Source organism: Terrihabitans aquatilis (assembly GCF_052542005.1).
On the sequence record NZ_JBOCUO010000002.1, the window covers coordinates 488057 to 502897 of the forward strand.

15 protein-coding genes are annotated in these 14841 nt (G+C 66.6%); 12 read left to right on the plus strand and 3 right to left on the minus strand.

Annotation, left to right across the window (positions count from 1 at the left end; all coding sequences use genetic code 11):
- The first annotated feature begins 2 nt into the window (after positions 1–2).
- Genes ACQ6S1_RS08305 through ACQ6S1_RS08325 form a run of 5 tightly spaced genes read left to right on the plus strand, consistent with a single transcriptional unit; the run spans position 3 to position 4753 of the window.
- Positions 3–1394: a nitrous oxide reductase family maturation protein NosD gene (locus ACQ6S1_RS08305; RefSeq protein ID WP_445040717.1), complete on the plus strand. Its 1392-nt coding sequence runs from the start codon at positions 3–5 to the stop codon at positions 1392–1394.
- Positions 1391–2308: an ABC transporter ATP-binding protein gene (locus tag ACQ6S1_RS08310; protein ID WP_445040718.1), complete on the plus strand. Its 918-nt coding sequence runs from the start codon at positions 1391–1393 to the stop codon at positions 2306–2308. Before ACQ6S1_RS08305 ends, ACQ6S1_RS08310 begins: the two co-directional genes overlap by 4 nt.
- Entirely contained in the window at positions 2305–3135 is an 831-nt protein-coding gene (locus ACQ6S1_RS08315; protein ID WP_445040719.1) for a DUF2705 family protein, read from the plus strand. The genes ACQ6S1_RS08310 and ACQ6S1_RS08315 overlap by 4 nt, the downstream gene beginning before the upstream one ends.
- On the plus strand, positions 3132–3749 hold the full coding sequence (locus ACQ6S1_RS08320) for a nitrous oxide reductase accessory protein NosL (RefSeq protein ID WP_445040720.1): 618 nt from the start codon (positions 3132–3134) through the stop codon (positions 3747–3749). The genes ACQ6S1_RS08315 and ACQ6S1_RS08320 overlap by 4 nt, the downstream gene beginning before the upstream one ends.
- A gap of 8 nt (positions 3750–3757) precedes the next feature.
- Positions 3758–4753 carry an FAD:protein FMN transferase gene (locus ACQ6S1_RS08325; protein ID WP_445040721.1) on the plus strand — a complete coding sequence of 332 codons (996 nt, stop codon included), beginning with the start codon at positions 3758–3760 and terminating at the stop codon, positions 4751–4753.
- A 13-nt stretch (positions 4754–4766) separates the two neighbouring features.
- Here the strand turns inward: ACQ6S1_RS08325 and ACQ6S1_RS08330 are convergent, their stop codons facing one another.
- Positions 4767–6263, minus strand: coding sequence for a CoA-acylating methylmalonate-semialdehyde dehydrogenase (locus ACQ6S1_RS08330; RefSeq protein WP_445040722.1), 1497 nt, complete (start codon positions 6261–6263; stop codon positions 4767–4769).
- A 93-nt stretch (positions 6264–6356) separates the two neighbouring features.
- On the opposite strand from ACQ6S1_RS08330, the gene ACQ6S1_RS08335 reads away from it, so the two are divergent.
- Positions 6357–7244, plus strand: coding sequence for a LysR family transcriptional regulator (locus ACQ6S1_RS08335; protein ID WP_445041244.1), 888 nt, complete (start codon positions 6357–6359; stop codon positions 7242–7244).
- 4 nt (positions 7245–7248) lie between these two features.
- On the opposite strand, the gene ACQ6S1_RS08340 is transcribed toward ACQ6S1_RS08335, so the two are convergent.
- Complete coding sequence (locus ACQ6S1_RS08340; protein WP_445040723.1) at positions 7249–8460, minus strand: aminotransferase; 1212 nt, start codon at positions 8458–8460, stop codon at positions 7249–7251.
- Positions 8461–8479: 19 nt separating this feature from the next.
- Positions 8480–8725, minus strand: coding sequence for a helix-turn-helix domain-containing protein (locus ACQ6S1_RS08345; protein WP_445040724.1), 246 nt, complete (start codon positions 8723–8725; stop codon positions 8480–8482).
- Positions 8726–8813: 88 nt separating this feature from the next.
- On the opposite strand from ACQ6S1_RS08345, the gene ACQ6S1_RS08350 reads away from it, so the two are divergent.
- The 6 genes from ACQ6S1_RS08350 to mnhG are packed head-to-tail and all read left to right on the plus strand — an operon-like array spanning position 8814 to position 14826.
- Positions 8814–11735, plus strand: coding sequence for a monovalent cation/H+ antiporter subunit A (locus ACQ6S1_RS08350; protein ID WP_445040725.1), 2922 nt, complete (start codon positions 8814–8816; stop codon positions 11733–11735).
- Positions 11735–12073 carry a Na+/H+ antiporter subunit C gene (locus tag ACQ6S1_RS08355; RefSeq protein WP_445040726.1) on the plus strand — a complete coding sequence of 113 codons (339 nt, stop codon included), beginning with the start codon at positions 11735–11737 and terminating at the stop codon, positions 12071–12073. The genes ACQ6S1_RS08350 and ACQ6S1_RS08355 overlap by 1 nt, the downstream gene beginning before the upstream one ends.
- Positions 12074–12075: 2 nt before the next feature.
- Entirely contained in the window at positions 12076–13710 is a 1635-nt protein-coding gene (locus ACQ6S1_RS08360; protein ID WP_445040727.1) for a monovalent cation/H+ antiporter subunit D, read from the plus strand.
- Positions 13707–14192, plus strand: a complete 486-nt coding sequence (locus ACQ6S1_RS08365) for a Na+/H+ antiporter subunit E (protein ID WP_445040728.1) — start codon at positions 13707–13709, stop codon at positions 14190–14192. Before ACQ6S1_RS08360 ends, ACQ6S1_RS08365 begins: the two co-directional genes overlap by 4 nt.
- Positions 14189–14470, plus strand: coding sequence for a K+/H+ antiporter subunit F (locus ACQ6S1_RS08370; RefSeq protein ID WP_445040729.1), 282 nt, complete (start codon positions 14189–14191; stop codon positions 14468–14470). The genes ACQ6S1_RS08365 and ACQ6S1_RS08370 overlap by 4 nt, the downstream gene beginning before the upstream one ends.
- Positions 14470–14826: a monovalent cation/H(+) antiporter subunit G gene (mnhG, locus tag ACQ6S1_RS08375; protein ID WP_445041245.1), complete on the plus strand. Its 357-nt coding sequence runs from the start codon at positions 14470–14472 to the stop codon at positions 14824–14826. Before ACQ6S1_RS08370 ends, mnhG begins: the two co-directional genes overlap by 1 nt.
- Positions 14827–14841: the final 15 nt, after the last annotated feature.

A 14841-nucleotide genomic window follows, 5' to 3' on the forward strand; every position in this document is an offset into this window, starting at 1 on the left:
CCATGATGGGATGTCGTACACTCGTACGCGTGGGGCTGACGGCGATCTTCGCCGCCAGCTTCGGCCTGCCCGCATGGGCCGCGCGCATCAGCCTGCCTCCGGGCTGCGATCTTCAGCACGCCATCGACAACGCCACTGAGGATGACGTGCTCGTCCTGCAGACGGGCGAGCACCGCGGGCCTCTCCGGATCGCACGCCGGATAATTGTTGAAGGTGAGCCCGGCGCGATTGTCGTCGGATCCGGCACCGGCAGCGTCATCCGCGTCTCGGCTCCCGAAGCCGTGGTGCGCGGCCTCACCATTCGCGGCTCCGGCAAGGACCTCGAAAAGATGGATGCCGGCGTCTTCGTCGAGAAGACCGCAACCGGCGCCCTCGTCGAATCCAATCGGATCGAGGGAAATCTCTACGGGATCTATCTGCACGGCGCGCAGGACTCGATTGCGCGCGGCAATGAGATCATAGGCCTGCGCGAGGGCCGGCTGAATGAGGCCGGCAACGGCATTTCCGTGTGGAACGCGACGGGTGCCAAGGTCCTCAACAACAGCGTCCGTTACGGGCGTGACGGGATCTACACGATCACCAGCAAGCGCAACGTCTTCTCGGGCAACCGTTTCCGAGATGTTCGCTTCGCGATCCACTACATGTACACGAACGACAGCGAGATCAGCGACAACGTATCGACCAACAACGCTGTCGCCTACGCCATCATGTTCTCGCATCGGCTGAAGATCACGGGAAACATCTCGGACGGCGATCGCGACCATGGCTTCCTGTTCAATTACGCCAACCAGTCGCAGATCACCGGCAATATGGTTCTCGGACGTTTGCAGCCGGCCGAACGCTGGGAAACAGCCGGCACGCGCGGCGGCGATGACAAGGAGCACAGCGTCCCGGATTCCGACGTCGCCGACATCGATCCCGGCACGGACGCCCGCCCCGGTCCCGGCAAATGCGTCTTCATCTACAACGCCAACCAGAACCGGTTCCGGGACAATTGGTTCGAGGGCTGCGAGATCGGCATCCACTTCACCGCCGGCTCCGAGCGCAACGAGATGGTCGGCAACGCCTTCATCCGCAATCGCAACCAGGTGAAGTATGTCAGCACCCGCCACCTCGACTGGTCCAAGGACGGGCGCGGCAATTACTGGAGCGACAATCCCGCCTTCGACCTCAACGGAGACGGGTTGGGCGACAGCCCCTACCGGCCCAACGATCTCGTAGACAAGGTGCTGTGGACCGCGCCGCAGGCCAAGGTGCTGATGAACAGCCCCGCCGTTCAGGTCCTCCGCTGGGCGCAGGCGCAGTTTCCGGCCCTTCTGCCGGGCGGTGTGGTCGACAGCAAACCCCTCATGGCCCCGCCCCCGAGGCCCCAACCCGCGGGGAGCGCGCAATGACCGCAACCGTCGATATCCGAAACGTCGTCAAAACCTTCGGCAAGGTCGAAGCCGTGCGCGACGTGTCGTTCAGCCTGCTCGAAGGCGAGACGATCGCTTTGGTCGGCCACAACGGCGCCGGCAAGACCACGCTGATGAAGCTGATGCTTGGCCTCATCCGTCCCACGGGGGGCTCCATCAAGGTGCTCGGCGACGATCCCGCCGCAGGCGAGTTCGCGGCCCGGCGCAGGCTGGGCTACCTACCGGAGAGCGTGTCCTTCAACGCGGCTTTGACCGGCAAGGAGACCCTGTCCTTCTACGCGCGCCTCAAGGGCGAATCCACAACATCCATCGGCGCCCTGCTGGACCGCGTCGGGCTCGGCCACGCCGCCGCACGCCGGGTCGGCACCTATTCGAAGGGCATGCGGCAGCGTCTCGGCCTTGCGCAGGCGCTTTTGGGCGAGCCCCGGATCTTGCTGCTCGACGAGCCGACCACCGGCCTCGACCCCGCTTTGAGGCAGAGCTTCTACGAGATCGTCGAGGAATTGCGCGGCCGCGGCGCAACGGTGCTCTTGTCGTCCCACGCTCTCACCGAACTGGAGGAACGCGCCGGCCGCGTCGTCATCATGAACCGCGGCATCAAGGTCGCCGACGGCACGCTGGACGAATTGCGGCGCATCGCAAAGTTGCCCATTCGCATCCGACTCAAAGTGCCCGCCGGGCTCGAGGACGCGCCGCAGCGGCTCGGCCTGCGCGATGGATGGCGCCGGACCCACGACAACACGATCGAGGTCGAGGCCACCTCCGAACACAAGATCGAGATCCTGCGGCGGGCGACCGCCGAGGGCGCTCCGGTCGAAGACCTCGACGTCGTGCCGCCCACGCTCGACGAGCTCTACGCCCATTTCCTTCTGTCGCAGGAGCATGCGCGGTGAACAACATCCTCATCATCGCGCGCAAGGAAATCCAGGAAGGCTTGCGCAATCGCTGGGTCCTCGCCACCACCCTGTTGCTGGCGGGTCTCGCATTGTCCCTCACCTTTCTCGGCAGCGCCCCGACGGGCACGGTCGGCGTCCGCGCGCTCGATGTCGTGATCGTCAGCCTGTCCAGCCTCACCATCTTCCTGCTGCCGCTCATCGCACTGCTGATCTCGCACGACGCCATCGTCGGCGAGATGGAGCGCGGCACCATGCTGCTGCTCCTCAGCTATCCCGTGGCACGCTGGCAGGTGTTGCTCGGCAAATTCGTCGGCCACCTGTCCATCCTGGCCTTCGCCACCTTGCTGGGCTACGGCGCGGCTGCGGCGGCCCTTGCCGCCACCGGCGCCACGATCGATGCCGAAAGCTGGCGGGCCTTTGCGTCCATGATCGGCTCCTCCATCCTGCTCGGTGCCGTCTTCATCGCGCTCGGCTATCTCGTCAGTGCCCTGGTGCGCGAGCGCGGCACGGCTGCCGGCATCGCCATCGGCATCTGGCTCGTCTTCGTGCTGATCTACGACATGGCGCTGCTCGGCCTGCTGGTTGTCGATCAGGGCCAGACCCTGTCCGGCGGGCTGCTCAACGCCCTCCTTTTGGCCAATCCGGCCGATGCCTATCGCCTGTTCAACCTGACGGGCTCGGCCGGCGCCAGCGCCTTTTCCGGCATGGCCGGCGTCGCGCAGACGGCCAGCCTCCATCCGCCCATCCTCCTCGCCGCGCTCATCGCGTGGGCCCTCGTTCCGCTGGGCCTCGCGGCGCTCGCCTTTTCCCGGAGAGAATTATGAGAAAGTCCCTCCTTGCCGTCGCCGTTCTGGGCGCATTCGCCCTCGCGGGCTGCAATGACGAGAAGGCCGCCGAGGCCCCGCCCCCGCCGCAGGAGATGACCCGTGCCTCGATCGGCCATTATTGCGGCATGAACGTTCTGGAGCACACCGGTCCGAAGGGTCAGATCATCCTCGCAAGCCGAAAGGACGCCGTCTGGTTCTCGTCCGCAAGGGACGCGATCTCCTTCACCATGCTGCCGGAGGAGCCGAAGGATGTCCGGGCCATCTACGTCTCCGACATGTCCAAGGCCCCGAACTGGGACCAGCCCGGCACCACCAACTGGGTCGACGCCAAAAAGGCCTTCTTCGTTGTCGGAAGCCGCATGAAGGGCGGCATGGGCGCCGACGAGGCCGTCCCGTTCTCGGATCAGGCGGCCGCGGAAAAGTTCGCGGGCGAGAATGGCGGGGAGGTAAAGGCCTTCGACGACCTGCCGCAGGACTACATCCTCAGCGCCGCCACCGAAACGCCCGAGCCCGCGGACACGGATGCGGAGCCCGGCGCAGGAGACCATTCGGGCCATTCCGATCATTCGGGCCATGAAGCCCCTGCGCCTGCGGGCATGCACGCCCATTAGGAACAATCATGTCGTCCTTCTCTCGTAGACGCTTTATCGGCATCAGCGCCGCCGCGGCCGGCCTCGCCCTTCTGCCTTGGGGCAGTGCGGCACGGGCCGAAGCCCATGTCGTGACTTGGACCGGGCAGGCCATGGGCGCTGTCGCCAGCCTGCAGGTCCACCATCACGACCGCGCCAGGGCCGAACGCCTCGTCCGGCAATCGCTGGCCGAGGTGCGCCGTCTCGAAGCGGAGTTCAGCCTCTACCGCGAGGATTCAGCCCTCGTCGGCCTCAACCGGCAGGGCATGCTCGTGTCGCCGAGCACCGACATGACGGCAATCCTCTCCGAATGCCGCCGCTGCTGGGAGCTGACCGGCGGCGCGTTCGATCCGACCGTCCAGCCGCTCTGGACGTTGCACCGCGATCATTTCTCCCGGCCCTCGCCCGATCCGGATGGCCCGTCCCGCGCGGCCATCGAGGCCGTCTTGGCCCGTGTCGGGTTCGGCGATGTCTCTTTCGACGAGAACCGAATCGTCTTCGCCCGGCGCGGCATGGCGCTGACGCTCAACGGCGTCGCGCAGGGCTATGCGACCGACCGGGTCGTCGATCTCCTGCGCGCCGGCGGTATCGAAAGCAGCCTTGTGGACATGGGCGAGCCACGAGCCCTCGGCGCCCGGCCTTCCGGCGAGCCGTGGCGCGTCGGCATCGCCGATCCCGACCATCCCGACCGCGTCTCGAAGACGCTGGACGCCGTCGATCGGGCCGTCGCCACCTCAGGAGCCTACGGCTTCCGGTTCGATCCGGCCGGCCGGTTCAATCATCTGCTCGACCCGCGCACGGGTGCGCCCTCGCACCTGCACCGCAGCGTCACGACACTTATGCCGACGGCCGCCGCCGCCGATGCTTTCTCGACTGCCTTCAACCTGCTGCCACCGGCACAGATCCAGCGCATTCTCCGGCGCATCGGCGAGGGGCAGGTCCACCTCGTCACATCGTCCGGAGAAGCCCGCCTGATTCAGGCGTGAGCCGGCGTCGGTCTCACTTCATCGTCGGCATGATGAAGTCCGCACCCGAGCGGATGCCCGTCGGCCAACGCGTGGTGATCGTCTTCAGGCGCGTGTAGAAACGCACGCCTTCCGCGCCGTGCATGTGGTGGTCGCCGAACATCGAGGCCTTCCACCCGCCGAAGGAATGGAACGCCATCGGCACCGGGATCGGTACGTTGATGCCGATCATACCCACCTGAATCTGGTGCGCGAACTCCCGCGCGGCATCGCCGTCGCGGGTGAAGATGGCCGTGCCGTTGCCGAATTCATGCTCGTTGATGAGGCGCGCGGCCGTCTCGTAGCTGTCGGCGCGAACAACCGACAGCACCGGCCCGAAGATCTCCTCGCGGTAGATCGACATGTCCTCGGTCACGCGGTCGAACAGCGTGCCGCCGACGTAATAGCCATCCTCATAGCCCTGCATGCGGAAGCCGCGCCCATCGACCGCGAGCTCCGCGCCCTCCGCGACGCCGGCATCGATGTAGCCCTTGATGCGCTCCATATGCGCCTTCGTGACCACGGGCCCCATCTCGGCGTCGGGGTCGGTGCCCGGTCCGATCTTGAGCGCCCGCACGCGCGGCACCAGCCGCTCCATCAGGGCGTCCGCCGTCTTCTCGCCCACCGGCACCGCCACCGAGATCGCCATGCAGCGCTCACCGGCCGAGCCATAGGCCGCCCCCATCAGGGCGTCCACAGCCTGGTCCAGGTCGGCATCCGGCATGACGATCATGTGGTTCTTGGCGCCGCCCAGCGCCTGGCAGCGTTTTCCGGCGGCCGTCGCGGTCGTGTAGATATGCTTGGCAATCGGGGTCGATCCGACGAAGCTCACGGCGGCGATGCCAGGGTCGGAGATCAGCGCCTCCACGGTCTCCCTGTCGCCCTGCAGCACCGTGAACACGCCGTCCGGCAGGCCGGCCTCCGTCAGCCATTCGGCGATGAGGAGAGAGGCCGAAGGGTCACGCTCCGAGGGTTTCAGCACGAAGCAATTGCCGCAGGCGAGCGCGACAGGAAACATCCACATCGGCACCATGGCCGGAAAGTTGAATGGCGTGATGCCCGCCACCACGCCGAGCGGCTGGCGCAGCGAATGGCTGTCCACCCGCGTACCGACATTCTCCGTGAACTCGCCCTTCAGCAGGATCGGAGCCGCGGTTGCGAATTCCACCACCTCCATGCCACGCTGGATCTCACCCTTGGCGTCCGACAGCACCTTGCCGTGCTCGGCGGTGATGACGGCGGCAAGCTCGTCGATCCGCTCTTCCAGAATCCGCAGGAACGCGTTCAGCACCCGCGCACGGCGCAGCGGCGTCGTGGCCGCCCAGCCGGGAAAAGCCCGCTCAGCGCCGGCAATCGCCTCACGGACCTCATCCGCGCGCGCGATGGAGATCTGGCCCGATTGCGCGCCGGTCGCCGGGTTGAACACCGCCGATATCCGCCCGGATAGACCGGCCATTCGGCGTCCGCCGATGAAATGCTCGATGGTGCTCATTCGCAGCTCTCCCTTGCGGCGGCAAGCAAAGCAATTCCATAAATGCGGCTCAAGGCGCGTTTCTGCGCCTTCATTATGCGGAAATGGATGTCGATGGATTGGGATCAGGCACGCATTTTCCTGGCCGTCGCCCGCACCGGCCAATTGCTGGGCGCGGCGCGCCGGCTCGGCATCAATCACGCCACCGTCGCCCGCCAGCTTTCCGCATTGGAGACCGGGCTTGGCGTGAAGCTGGTGGAGCGCATGAACGCCGGCTGCACCCTGACGCCCGCAGGCGAGCAATTCCTACCGGCGGCCGAGGCAGCGGAGGCCGGCTTCCTGCGCGTGGCCGCGCAATTGTCCGGCATCACAGCCAATGTTGGCGGCACGGTGCGCGTCGGCGCGCCGGAAGGGCTCGGCAACACCCTTCTCGCCCCGGCTTTGGCGGCCCTCTCCGACCGGCATCCGGAGCTCGTCATCCAGCTCGTCCCGCTGCCCCGCACCTTCTCCCTGTCGAAACGCGAGGCCGACATCGCCATTGTGCTCGATCGTCCGCAGAAGGGGCGGCTGATCACCCGGAAGCTGTCCGACTACACCCTCGGCGTCTATGCCGCGCAGGAGCATCTCGCCCGTCACGGCCCGATCCGCAGCGAGGACGACGTACGCACCCGCCTCCACATCACCCAGGTCGAGGAATTCTCCTACAGCGCCGCGCTCGATTACGGCGCGACCCTGCGCCGGCTGATGCCCAAAAGGTTCGAATGCGGCAGCGTCGCCGGCCAGCTCAACGCCATCCGCGAAGGCCATGGCATCGGCGTCGTCCACGATTACGTGGCCGCGCGTCATCCGGAACTCGTGCGCGTCCTGCCCGAGATCGCCTTCCGCCGCACCTATTGGATCACCTCGCATCCCGACGTGCACAACACGCGCCGGGTGCGCGAGGTCTACGCCTGCATCCTCGAGGCTGTGGAGCGCGAACGCGGATCGCTCGTGCGCGCCTGAGCCGTCACGTCACATGCCGCGTGCGCCAGCGGCCAAGCCGCTCCGCCGCCTCGTCCAGCACTGCAGCCGCTTTTGCGAAACACAGCCGCACCACGTTGGTCGTGCCGTTCCCGCTGGCATAAAAGGCCGACACCGGAATGGCCGCGACGCCCGCTTCCTCCACCCAGGCACGGCACACATCGCCGTCACGTCCCACGATGCCCGAGGCCGCCAGGTCCACGCACAGGAAATAGGTCGCCTCGCTCGGCAGAACGGCAAAGCCCGCACCCGTCAGGGCGCCGGTGAGGCGGTCCCGCGAACGCTGCAGATCCGCGCGCATCTGTGTGAAGAAGGCGCGCTCCTTGCCGAGGCCGAAGGCCACCGCTGATTGCAGGTTGGGCGGGGTGGTGAAGGTCAGGAATTGATGCGCCCGCGCGATCGGCCCCAGAAGACGCGGCCCGGCCAACACGAAGCCCACTTTCCAGCCCGTCAGCGCGAAAATCTTGCCGGCGGACCCGATCTTCACCGCCCGCTCGGCCATTCCGGGCAGGCCGAGCAGCGAATGATGCGGCCGGCCATCGAACAGCACATGCTCCCACACCTCGTCGCAGATCGCGACCAGATCATGCGCCGCGCAGAGAGCGGCGAGCGCCTCCAGCTCGGCGCGTTCGAACACGCGGGCTGCCGGGTTCATCGGGTCGTTGAGCACGATGGCCCGCGTGCGCGGCCCGATCGCCGCCGCGATATCCGCGATAGGGAGCCGCCATTCGGGCGGATGCAGCGTCACGAACCGCGCCTGCGCGCCCGCCCGCTGCACGAGCGGCAGGTAGGCATCGTACATCGGCTCGAGCAGGATCACCTCGTCGCCGGGCGACAGCACCGCAAGCAGCGCAGCCGCGATCGCCTCCGTCGCGCCGGACGTCACCAGCACATCGCGGTCTTCGACATCCAGTCCCTGATGGGCCCGGTAATGATGGGCCACCGCCGCGCGAAGTTCGGGCAGGCCCATCGACGGCGGGTATTGGTTGGAGCCGTCGAGGACGGCCCGCGCCGCATCCTGCCGCAGATCCAGCGGTCCGGCGCCATCCGGAAAGCCCTGCCCGAGATTGATGGCGCCATGCGCCCGCGCCAGCTGCGACATCTCCTCGAAGATGGTGGTGCGCATGGCCTGGTAGAGCGGGTTCAGGGCGATGTCCTTCCTCGGCGGATCAGAGCCGCGTGTGTCCCCGCGCCGCATCTCAAGGTCAGGCGCTGCGTCACGCCCGGCGCAGGCGCACGCCGGGCCCCTCCCCGGTGCGGCCAAGGAACTTCACGCCCGCCTCTTCCAACGCTGCAATGACCTGCGCCTCCGAGGCGCGCTGGAGTTCATGCCGGTGACATTCGAAGTCACGTATGGTGCTGCGCGAGACGCCGGCGGACACCGCGAGCTGCTCTTGCGTCCAATTGAGCAGCCCACGCGCAGCGCGACACTGTTCGGGACATAAAATCATAGCTTCAACCATTGCATTTCGCCCACAAAGTCAACCATAATGGGCGAACTTCAGCAAGCCTGCCGCCGCCGCAAATCCGTGGAAAGGATCCGCCCAGCCCATGCCGGACGATGTGACCCTACTAGCCCTCATCATCGTCCTTCCTTTCGTCGGCAGTTTTCTTGCGGTTTTCCTGTCCAGCAACGCGCGCAATGCGGAGGCGCTTCTGGCTGGCGCGGTGTCCCTCGGCGTGCTGTGCGCGGGTCTGGCGCTCCGTTCGTCGGTGATGGACGGGCAGATGGTGCGGGCCGAGTTCGAATGGCTGCCGGAATACGGGCTCAACTTCATCCTGCGGCTTGACGGTCTGGCCTGGAGCATGGCCGTTCTTATCGGCGGCATAGGCCTGCTCGTCGTCCTCTACGCCCGCTATTACATGTCGCCGACGGATTCCGTTCCGCGCTTCTTCTCGTATCTGCTCGCCTTCATGGGCGCGATGCTGGGCATAGTACTGTCCGGCAATCTCATTCAGATCGTGTTCTTCTGGGAGCTGACGAGCCTCTTCTCGTTCCTGCTCATTGCGTACTGGTACAACAATCAGAGCGCGCGCGAGGGAGCCCGCATCGCCCTCACCGTCACCTCGGCGGGCGGCCTGTGCCTGCTCGCCGGCATGCTGCTCCTCGGGCGCATCGCCGGCAGTTTCGATCTGGATGTGGTTCTGACGTCCGGCCCCAAGATCGTCGCCGATCCTCTCTATCTTCCCACCCTGATCCTGATAGCGCTGGGTGCGTTGACCAAGAGCGCGCAATTCCCGTTCCATTTCTGGCTGCCGCGCGCCATGACGGCGCCGACGCCGGTCTCCGCCTTCCTGCATTCGGCCACCATGGTGAAGGCGGGCGTCTTTCTGCTCGCGCGGCTGTGGCCGGCCATGGCGGGGCACGAATATTGGTTCTGGGTCTTCACGCCCATCGGCGTCGCCACCCTTCTCATCGGCGCCTTCCTGGCCCTGTTCCAGCAGGATCTGAAGGGCCTGCTCGCTTATTCCACCATCAGCCATCTCGGGCTCATCACCCTGTTGCTGGGCCTCGGCAGCCCGCTCGCGGCGGTCGCGGCCATTTTCCACATCATCAACCACGCCACCTTCAAGGCGTCGCTCTTCATGGCCGCCGGCATCATCGACCACGAGGCCGGCACGAGGGATGTCCGGCGCCTCGGCGGGCTTTACCGCGCCATGCCGATGACGGCGGTTCTGGCCACGGTCGCGGCGGCGGCCATGGCCGGCGTCCCGCTGCTCAACGGCTTCCTGTCGAAGGAGATGTTCTTCGCCGAGACGATGGAAGCGCATGTCGACACCTTCCTCGACAGCAGCCTGCCCTATCTTGCGACGCTCGCCGGCATGTTCAGCGTGGCCTATTCGCTGCGCCTCATCCATCAGGTCTTCTTCGGCCCCCCGGCCACGGACCTTCCCCGCGCCCCGCACGATCCGGTGCTGTGGATGCTCCTTCCGGTGGCGCTTCTGGTGTCGATCTGCGTGCTGGTCGGCGTCGTTCCTGCCTGGACCATCCACGACTTCCTCGCCATCGCCGTTCGCGGCGCTCTCGGCCCGCAGACGCCAACCTACAGTCTTGCCGTCTGGCATGGCGTCACGCCGGCCCTCGTGATGAGCATCATCGCGTTGATCGGCGGCATCGTGATCTATCTCGCTTTGCAGCGTTATCTGTCGGGCGATATCGAAGGCGCGCCGTTCCTGCGCAAGCTCAAGGACAAGCGCATCTTCGAGCGGGCCATGGTCATCCTCTCGTGGCGCTGGGCGCGGGCGGTGGAGCGTGTCGTCAGCACCAACCGGCTGCAGGCGCAATTGCGCCTTCTGGTCGTCGTCGTCATCCTCGCAGCCCTCTGGTCGGTCTATTTCCGGCCGGGCTCGCTGGAATTCACCTGGCCGCAGGGCGCGGGCCTCGCCTTCGGCCTGGTCTGGCTCGTGGGTGCGGCCTCCGCCATCGCGGCCGCCTATCAGGCCAAATATCACCGCCTCGCCGCCGTCATCTTCGCTGGAGGCGCGGGCCTTGCCACCTGCGTCACCTTCGCCTGGTTCTCCGCGCCGGACCTCGCCCTCACCCAATTGCTCGTCGAGATCGTGACGACGGTGCTGCTCCTGCTCGGCCTGCGCTGGCTGCCCAAGCGCATCGAGGGCGCGGATCTTGATTCCGGCGTCCGGGCCCGCATTCGTCGCTTCGGCGATCTCATCATCGCCATCATCGCCGGCGGCGGCCTTGCCGGCCTTGCCTACGCCGCCATGATCTGGCCGCTCGAGGGCAGCGTCGCCACCAACTTCCTGCAGCGCGCCTACACGGAAGGCGGCGGCCGCAACGTCGTGAACGTCATCCTCGTCGATTTCCGCGGCTTCGATACGTTGGGCGAGATCACCGTGCTCGGCATCGTCGGCATCACGGTCTACGCATTGCTGCGACGTTTCCGCCCGGCGCGCGACAGCATCGGCGATCCCGAGCAGAAGCAGTTCCAGCAGGAGTTCGACGCCGACCGCTACAAGGTCGAGAAGAACCCGCTGGGTGCGCATTACATGCTGGTGCCTGGGCTCGTCATGCGCCTGCTGTTCCCGGTCATCGCCATGATGTCGACCTTCCTGTTCATGCGCGGCCATGATCTGCCGGGCGGCGGCTTCGTCGCCGGTCTCACCTTCGCCGTCGCGTTCATCCTGCAATACATGGCGGGCGGCGCGCGCTGGGTGGAGGCGCGGCTGCGCGTCCTGCCGGTGCGCTGGATCGGGGTGGGCCTGCTCGTCTCGGCCTTCACAGGCTCGGGCGCGCTGTGGTTCGGAAAGCCCTTCCTCACCTCCGCCTTCGCCTATGCCGATCTGCCGATCCTCGGCAAGACGCCCATGGCGAGCGCACTGCTGTTCGACCTCGGCGTCTTTGCGCTGGTTCTCGGCGCCACGGTCCTCATCCTCATCGCGCTGGCCCATCAATCGCTGCGCGTCCTGCGACCGGCTCCCACTCCCGCGGCACCGCTGACCGAGGAGAGGGTCTGATGGAACTCGTCATCTCGATCGCCATCGGCATCCTCGCCGCCTCGGGCATCTGGCTCCTGCTGCGGCCGCGCACCTTCCAGGTCATCATCGGCCTGTCGCTGCTGTCCTACGCGGTCAACCTCTTCATCTTCTCGATGGGGCGGCTCAGGGTCGGCATGCCGCCCGTGCTCCATCCTGACGCGGGCACCGACGTGTCGGGCTATGTCGATCCGCTGCCGCAGGCCCTCGTTCTGACCGCCATCGTCATCGGCTTCGCCATGACGGCGCTGTTCCTCGTCGTCCTGCTCGTCTCCCGCGGCCTGACCGGCAGCGACCACGTCGATGGTCGGGAGAGCTGATCATGAACTGGTCCGATCATCTCATCGTCGCGCCGATCATCGTGCCGCTCATCGCCGGCGGCCTGATGCTGCTGATCGACGGGCGCACCCGGGTGCTTCTCACCGCGATCAGCCTTCTGGCGACCTTCGCTCTGCTCGCAATCGCCGCGACCCTCCTGGCAACCGCCGCCACGGGCGATCCCGCCGACGCCGTCCGCACCTATCGGCTGGGCGATTGGCCGGTGGAATTCGGCATCTCGCTCGTCGCCGACCGGCTGTCCAGCCTGATGCTGCTCCTGACGGCGATCCTCGGCTGCGCGGCCCTGGTGTTCTCGCTGGCGCACTGGCACCGGTCGGGCAGCTATTTCCACCCCCTGTTCCAGTTCCTGCTGATGGGGCTGAACGGCGCTTTCCTCACCGCCGATCTCTTCAACCTCTTCGTGTTCTTCGAGGTGCTGCTGGCGGCGTCCTACGGGCTTGCCCTGCACGGTTCGGGCCAGGCGCGCGTGCGCGCCGGCCTGCACTACATCGCCATCAACCTCGCGGCGTCCTTCGTCTTCCTCATAGGCGTCAGCCTCATCTACGGCAGCGCCGGCACCCTCAACATGACGGATCTGGCGCGACGCATTCCCGAGCTCGCCGCGCGTGAGCGCGTGTTGCTGGAAATGGGCGCCAGCATTCTCGGCATCGTCTTCCTCGTGAAGGCCGCGATCTGGCCGCTGGGCTTCTGGCTGCCCAGCACCTATTCGGCGGCCAGCGCGCCGGTCGCCGCCCTGTTCTCCATCATGACGAAGGTCGGCATCTACGCGGTCCTGCGTGTTGGCTCCATCCTCACCGGCACGGAGATCGACGGCTCGGTGATGTTCGGCACGGGCTGGCTGATCGCGGGCGGTGTCGCCACCGTCGGCTTCGCGGCACTGGGCATGCTCGCCTCTCAGGATCTCAACAGGCTGGCCGGCCTCAGCGTGCTCGTCTCCTCAGGCACGCTGCTCGCGGTCATCGGCACCAACGATCCCGCCATCGTCGGCCCGGCCCTGTTCTATCTCGTCAGCTCCACCCTCGCCATCGGGGCCTTCTTCCTCCTCATCGAGCTCATCGAGCGCGGCCGCGCCCCCGCAGACGACATCATTGCCGTCACCCTGGAGGCCTATGGCGTCGAGGACGAGGAGGAAGCGGGCGAAGACGGCGAGGAGGGCCCGGCCGTGCCGGCGGTTCTCGCGGTTCTCGGCATCGGTTTCATCGCCTGCGCACTGCTTCTGTCGGGCCTGCCGCCGCTCTCCGGCTTCGTCGCCAAATTCGCCATTCTCGCGGGCGCCATCGGGCGCGGCGAGGCGCCGGGAAACCCGGGGCTGCCGCTCGAGACATGGGTTCTCATCGTCACGCTCCTGCTGTCGGGCTTCATCACGGTCATCGCCATGGTGCGCGCGGGCCTGCGTGCCTTCTGGGCCTCGATCGAGCGTGAGGTTCCGGGCGTCCGCGTCATCGAGCTTGCCCCTGTCGGCGCACTGCTCGTCCTGTGCCTCGCCATGACGATCCAGGCCGGCCCGACCATGCGCTTCATGCAGGCCACGGCCGAGGGCCTGCGGGGCGGCGGCGCCCAGGCGCAGACCCTCATCGTACCGCAGGCGGGCGATGCGGGGACGGGAGGTGCGCAATGAGGCGGGTCCTCCCCCATCCTTACGTCTCGCTGGCCCTGCTCGGCATCTGGCTTCTGCTCAATCAAAGCGTGTCGCCGGGCCAATTGCTGCTCGGCGTCACCTTCGGCCTGCTCGGCCCCCTCGTCCTGCAGGTCCTCGACGTCCCGCCCTTCCGCATGCGGCACCCGATGACCGTCATTGCCCTCATCTGGGCCTTCGCGATCGACATGGTGCGCTCGAACATCAATGTCGCGCGCGTCATCCTGGGCCGCGAGCATGACCGCACATCCGGCTTCGTCGACATCCCGCTGCGCCTGCGCTCGCCCTACGGCCTGTCCGTCCTCGCCTGTCTCATCACCGCGGCGCCGGGCACAAGCTGGGTGGCCTACGACCCCGCCACCGGCCTGCTCACGATTCACGTTCTGGATCTGGTTGACGACGACGATTGGGCGTCGATCATCAAGAACCGGTATGAAAATCGCTTGATGGAGATTTTCGAATGAGCGGCTCGATCCTCGCCTGGTCCCTGCTCATCGGTCAGGTGATGCTCGCTCTGGCCATGATCGTGGCCACATTCCGCATCCTGCGCGGCCCCCGCGCGCAGGACCGCATCGTCGCCATGGATTCCCTTTACGTGAACGCCATGCTGCTGATCCTTGTGTTCGGCATCAGTTCCGGAACCACGCTCTACTTCGAGGCGGCCCTGGTCATCGCGCTGCTCGGTTTCGTGGCCATGGTGGCGCTCGCCAAATTCATCATGCGGGGAGAGATCATCGAATGATGCCGGCGCTTCACGACCTTCCCCTCTGGGCGGCGCTGCTCACCTCGGCGCTCATCCTGTTCGGCTCGGGTCTCACCCTCATTGGCACGCTCGGTCTCGTGCGGCTGAAGAGCTTCTACGAGCGGGTGCACGCGCCCACGCTGGGCGCGACGCTGGGCATGCTCAGCATTCTCGTGGCGTCGATGGTGTATTTCTCGATGTCGCAGACCAGGCCCATCGTCCACGAGATCCTGATCGGCCTGTTCGTCACGATCACAACCCCGGTCACGCTGATGCTGCTGGTGCAGGCCGTCTTGTATCGCGACCGGCTGGAGGGGAGTGATCCCCTGGAGCCCGGGAACGATCCCGCGCCATAGGACACGGCTGCGAGG

Coding starts and splice junctions, on each gene's coding strand:
- ACQ6S1_RS08305 (WP_445040717.1), top strand. CDS start 3: ATGATGGGATGTCGTACACTCGTACGCGTGGGGCTGACGGCGATCTTC.
- ACQ6S1_RS08350 (WP_445040725.1), top strand. CDS start 8,814: ATGCCGGACGATGTGACCCTACTAGCCCTCATCATCGTCCTTCCTTTC.
- ACQ6S1_RS08355 (WP_445040726.1), top strand. CDS start 11,735: ATGGAACTCGTCATCTCGATCGCCATCGGCATCCTCGCCGCCTCGGGC.
- ACQ6S1_RS08340 (WP_445040723.1), bottom strand. CDS start 8,460: ATGCGGCGCGGGGACACACGCGGCTCTGATCCGCCGAGGAAGGACATC.
- ACQ6S1_RS08325 (WP_445040721.1), top strand. CDS start 3,758: ATGTCGTCCTTCTCTCGTAGACGCTTTATCGGCATCAGCGCCGCCGCG.
- ACQ6S1_RS08345 (WP_445040724.1), bottom strand. CDS start 8,725: ATGGTTGAAGCTATGATTTTATGTCCCGAACAGTGTCGCGCTGCGCGT.
- ACQ6S1_RS08310 (WP_445040718.1), top strand. CDS start 1,391: ATGACCGCAACCGTCGATATCCGAAACGTCGTCAAAACCTTCGGCAAG.
- ACQ6S1_RS08320 (WP_445040720.1), top strand. CDS start 3,132: ATGAGAAAGTCCCTCCTTGCCGTCGCCGTTCTGGGCGCATTCGCCCTC.
- ACQ6S1_RS08365 (WP_445040728.1), top strand. CDS start 13,707: ATGAGGCGGGTCCTCCCCCATCCTTACGTCTCGCTGGCCCTGCTCGGC.
- ACQ6S1_RS08330 (WP_445040722.1), bottom strand. CDS start 6,263: ATGAGCACCATCGAGCATTTCATCGGCGGACGCCGAATGGCCGGTCTA.
- ACQ6S1_RS08370 (WP_445040729.1), top strand. CDS start 14,189: ATGAGCGGCTCGATCCTCGCCTGGTCCCTGCTCATCGGTCAGGTGATG.
- ACQ6S1_RS08335 (WP_445041244.1), top strand. CDS start 6,357: ATGGATTGGGATCAGGCACGCATTTTCCTGGCCGTCGCCCGCACCGGC.
- mnhG (WP_445041245.1), top strand. CDS start 14,470: ATGCCGGCGCTTCACGACCTTCCCCTCTGGGCGGCGCTGCTCACCTCG.
- ACQ6S1_RS08360 (WP_445040727.1), top strand. CDS start 12,076: ATGAACTGGTCCGATCATCTCATCGTCGCGCCGATCATCGTGCCGCTC.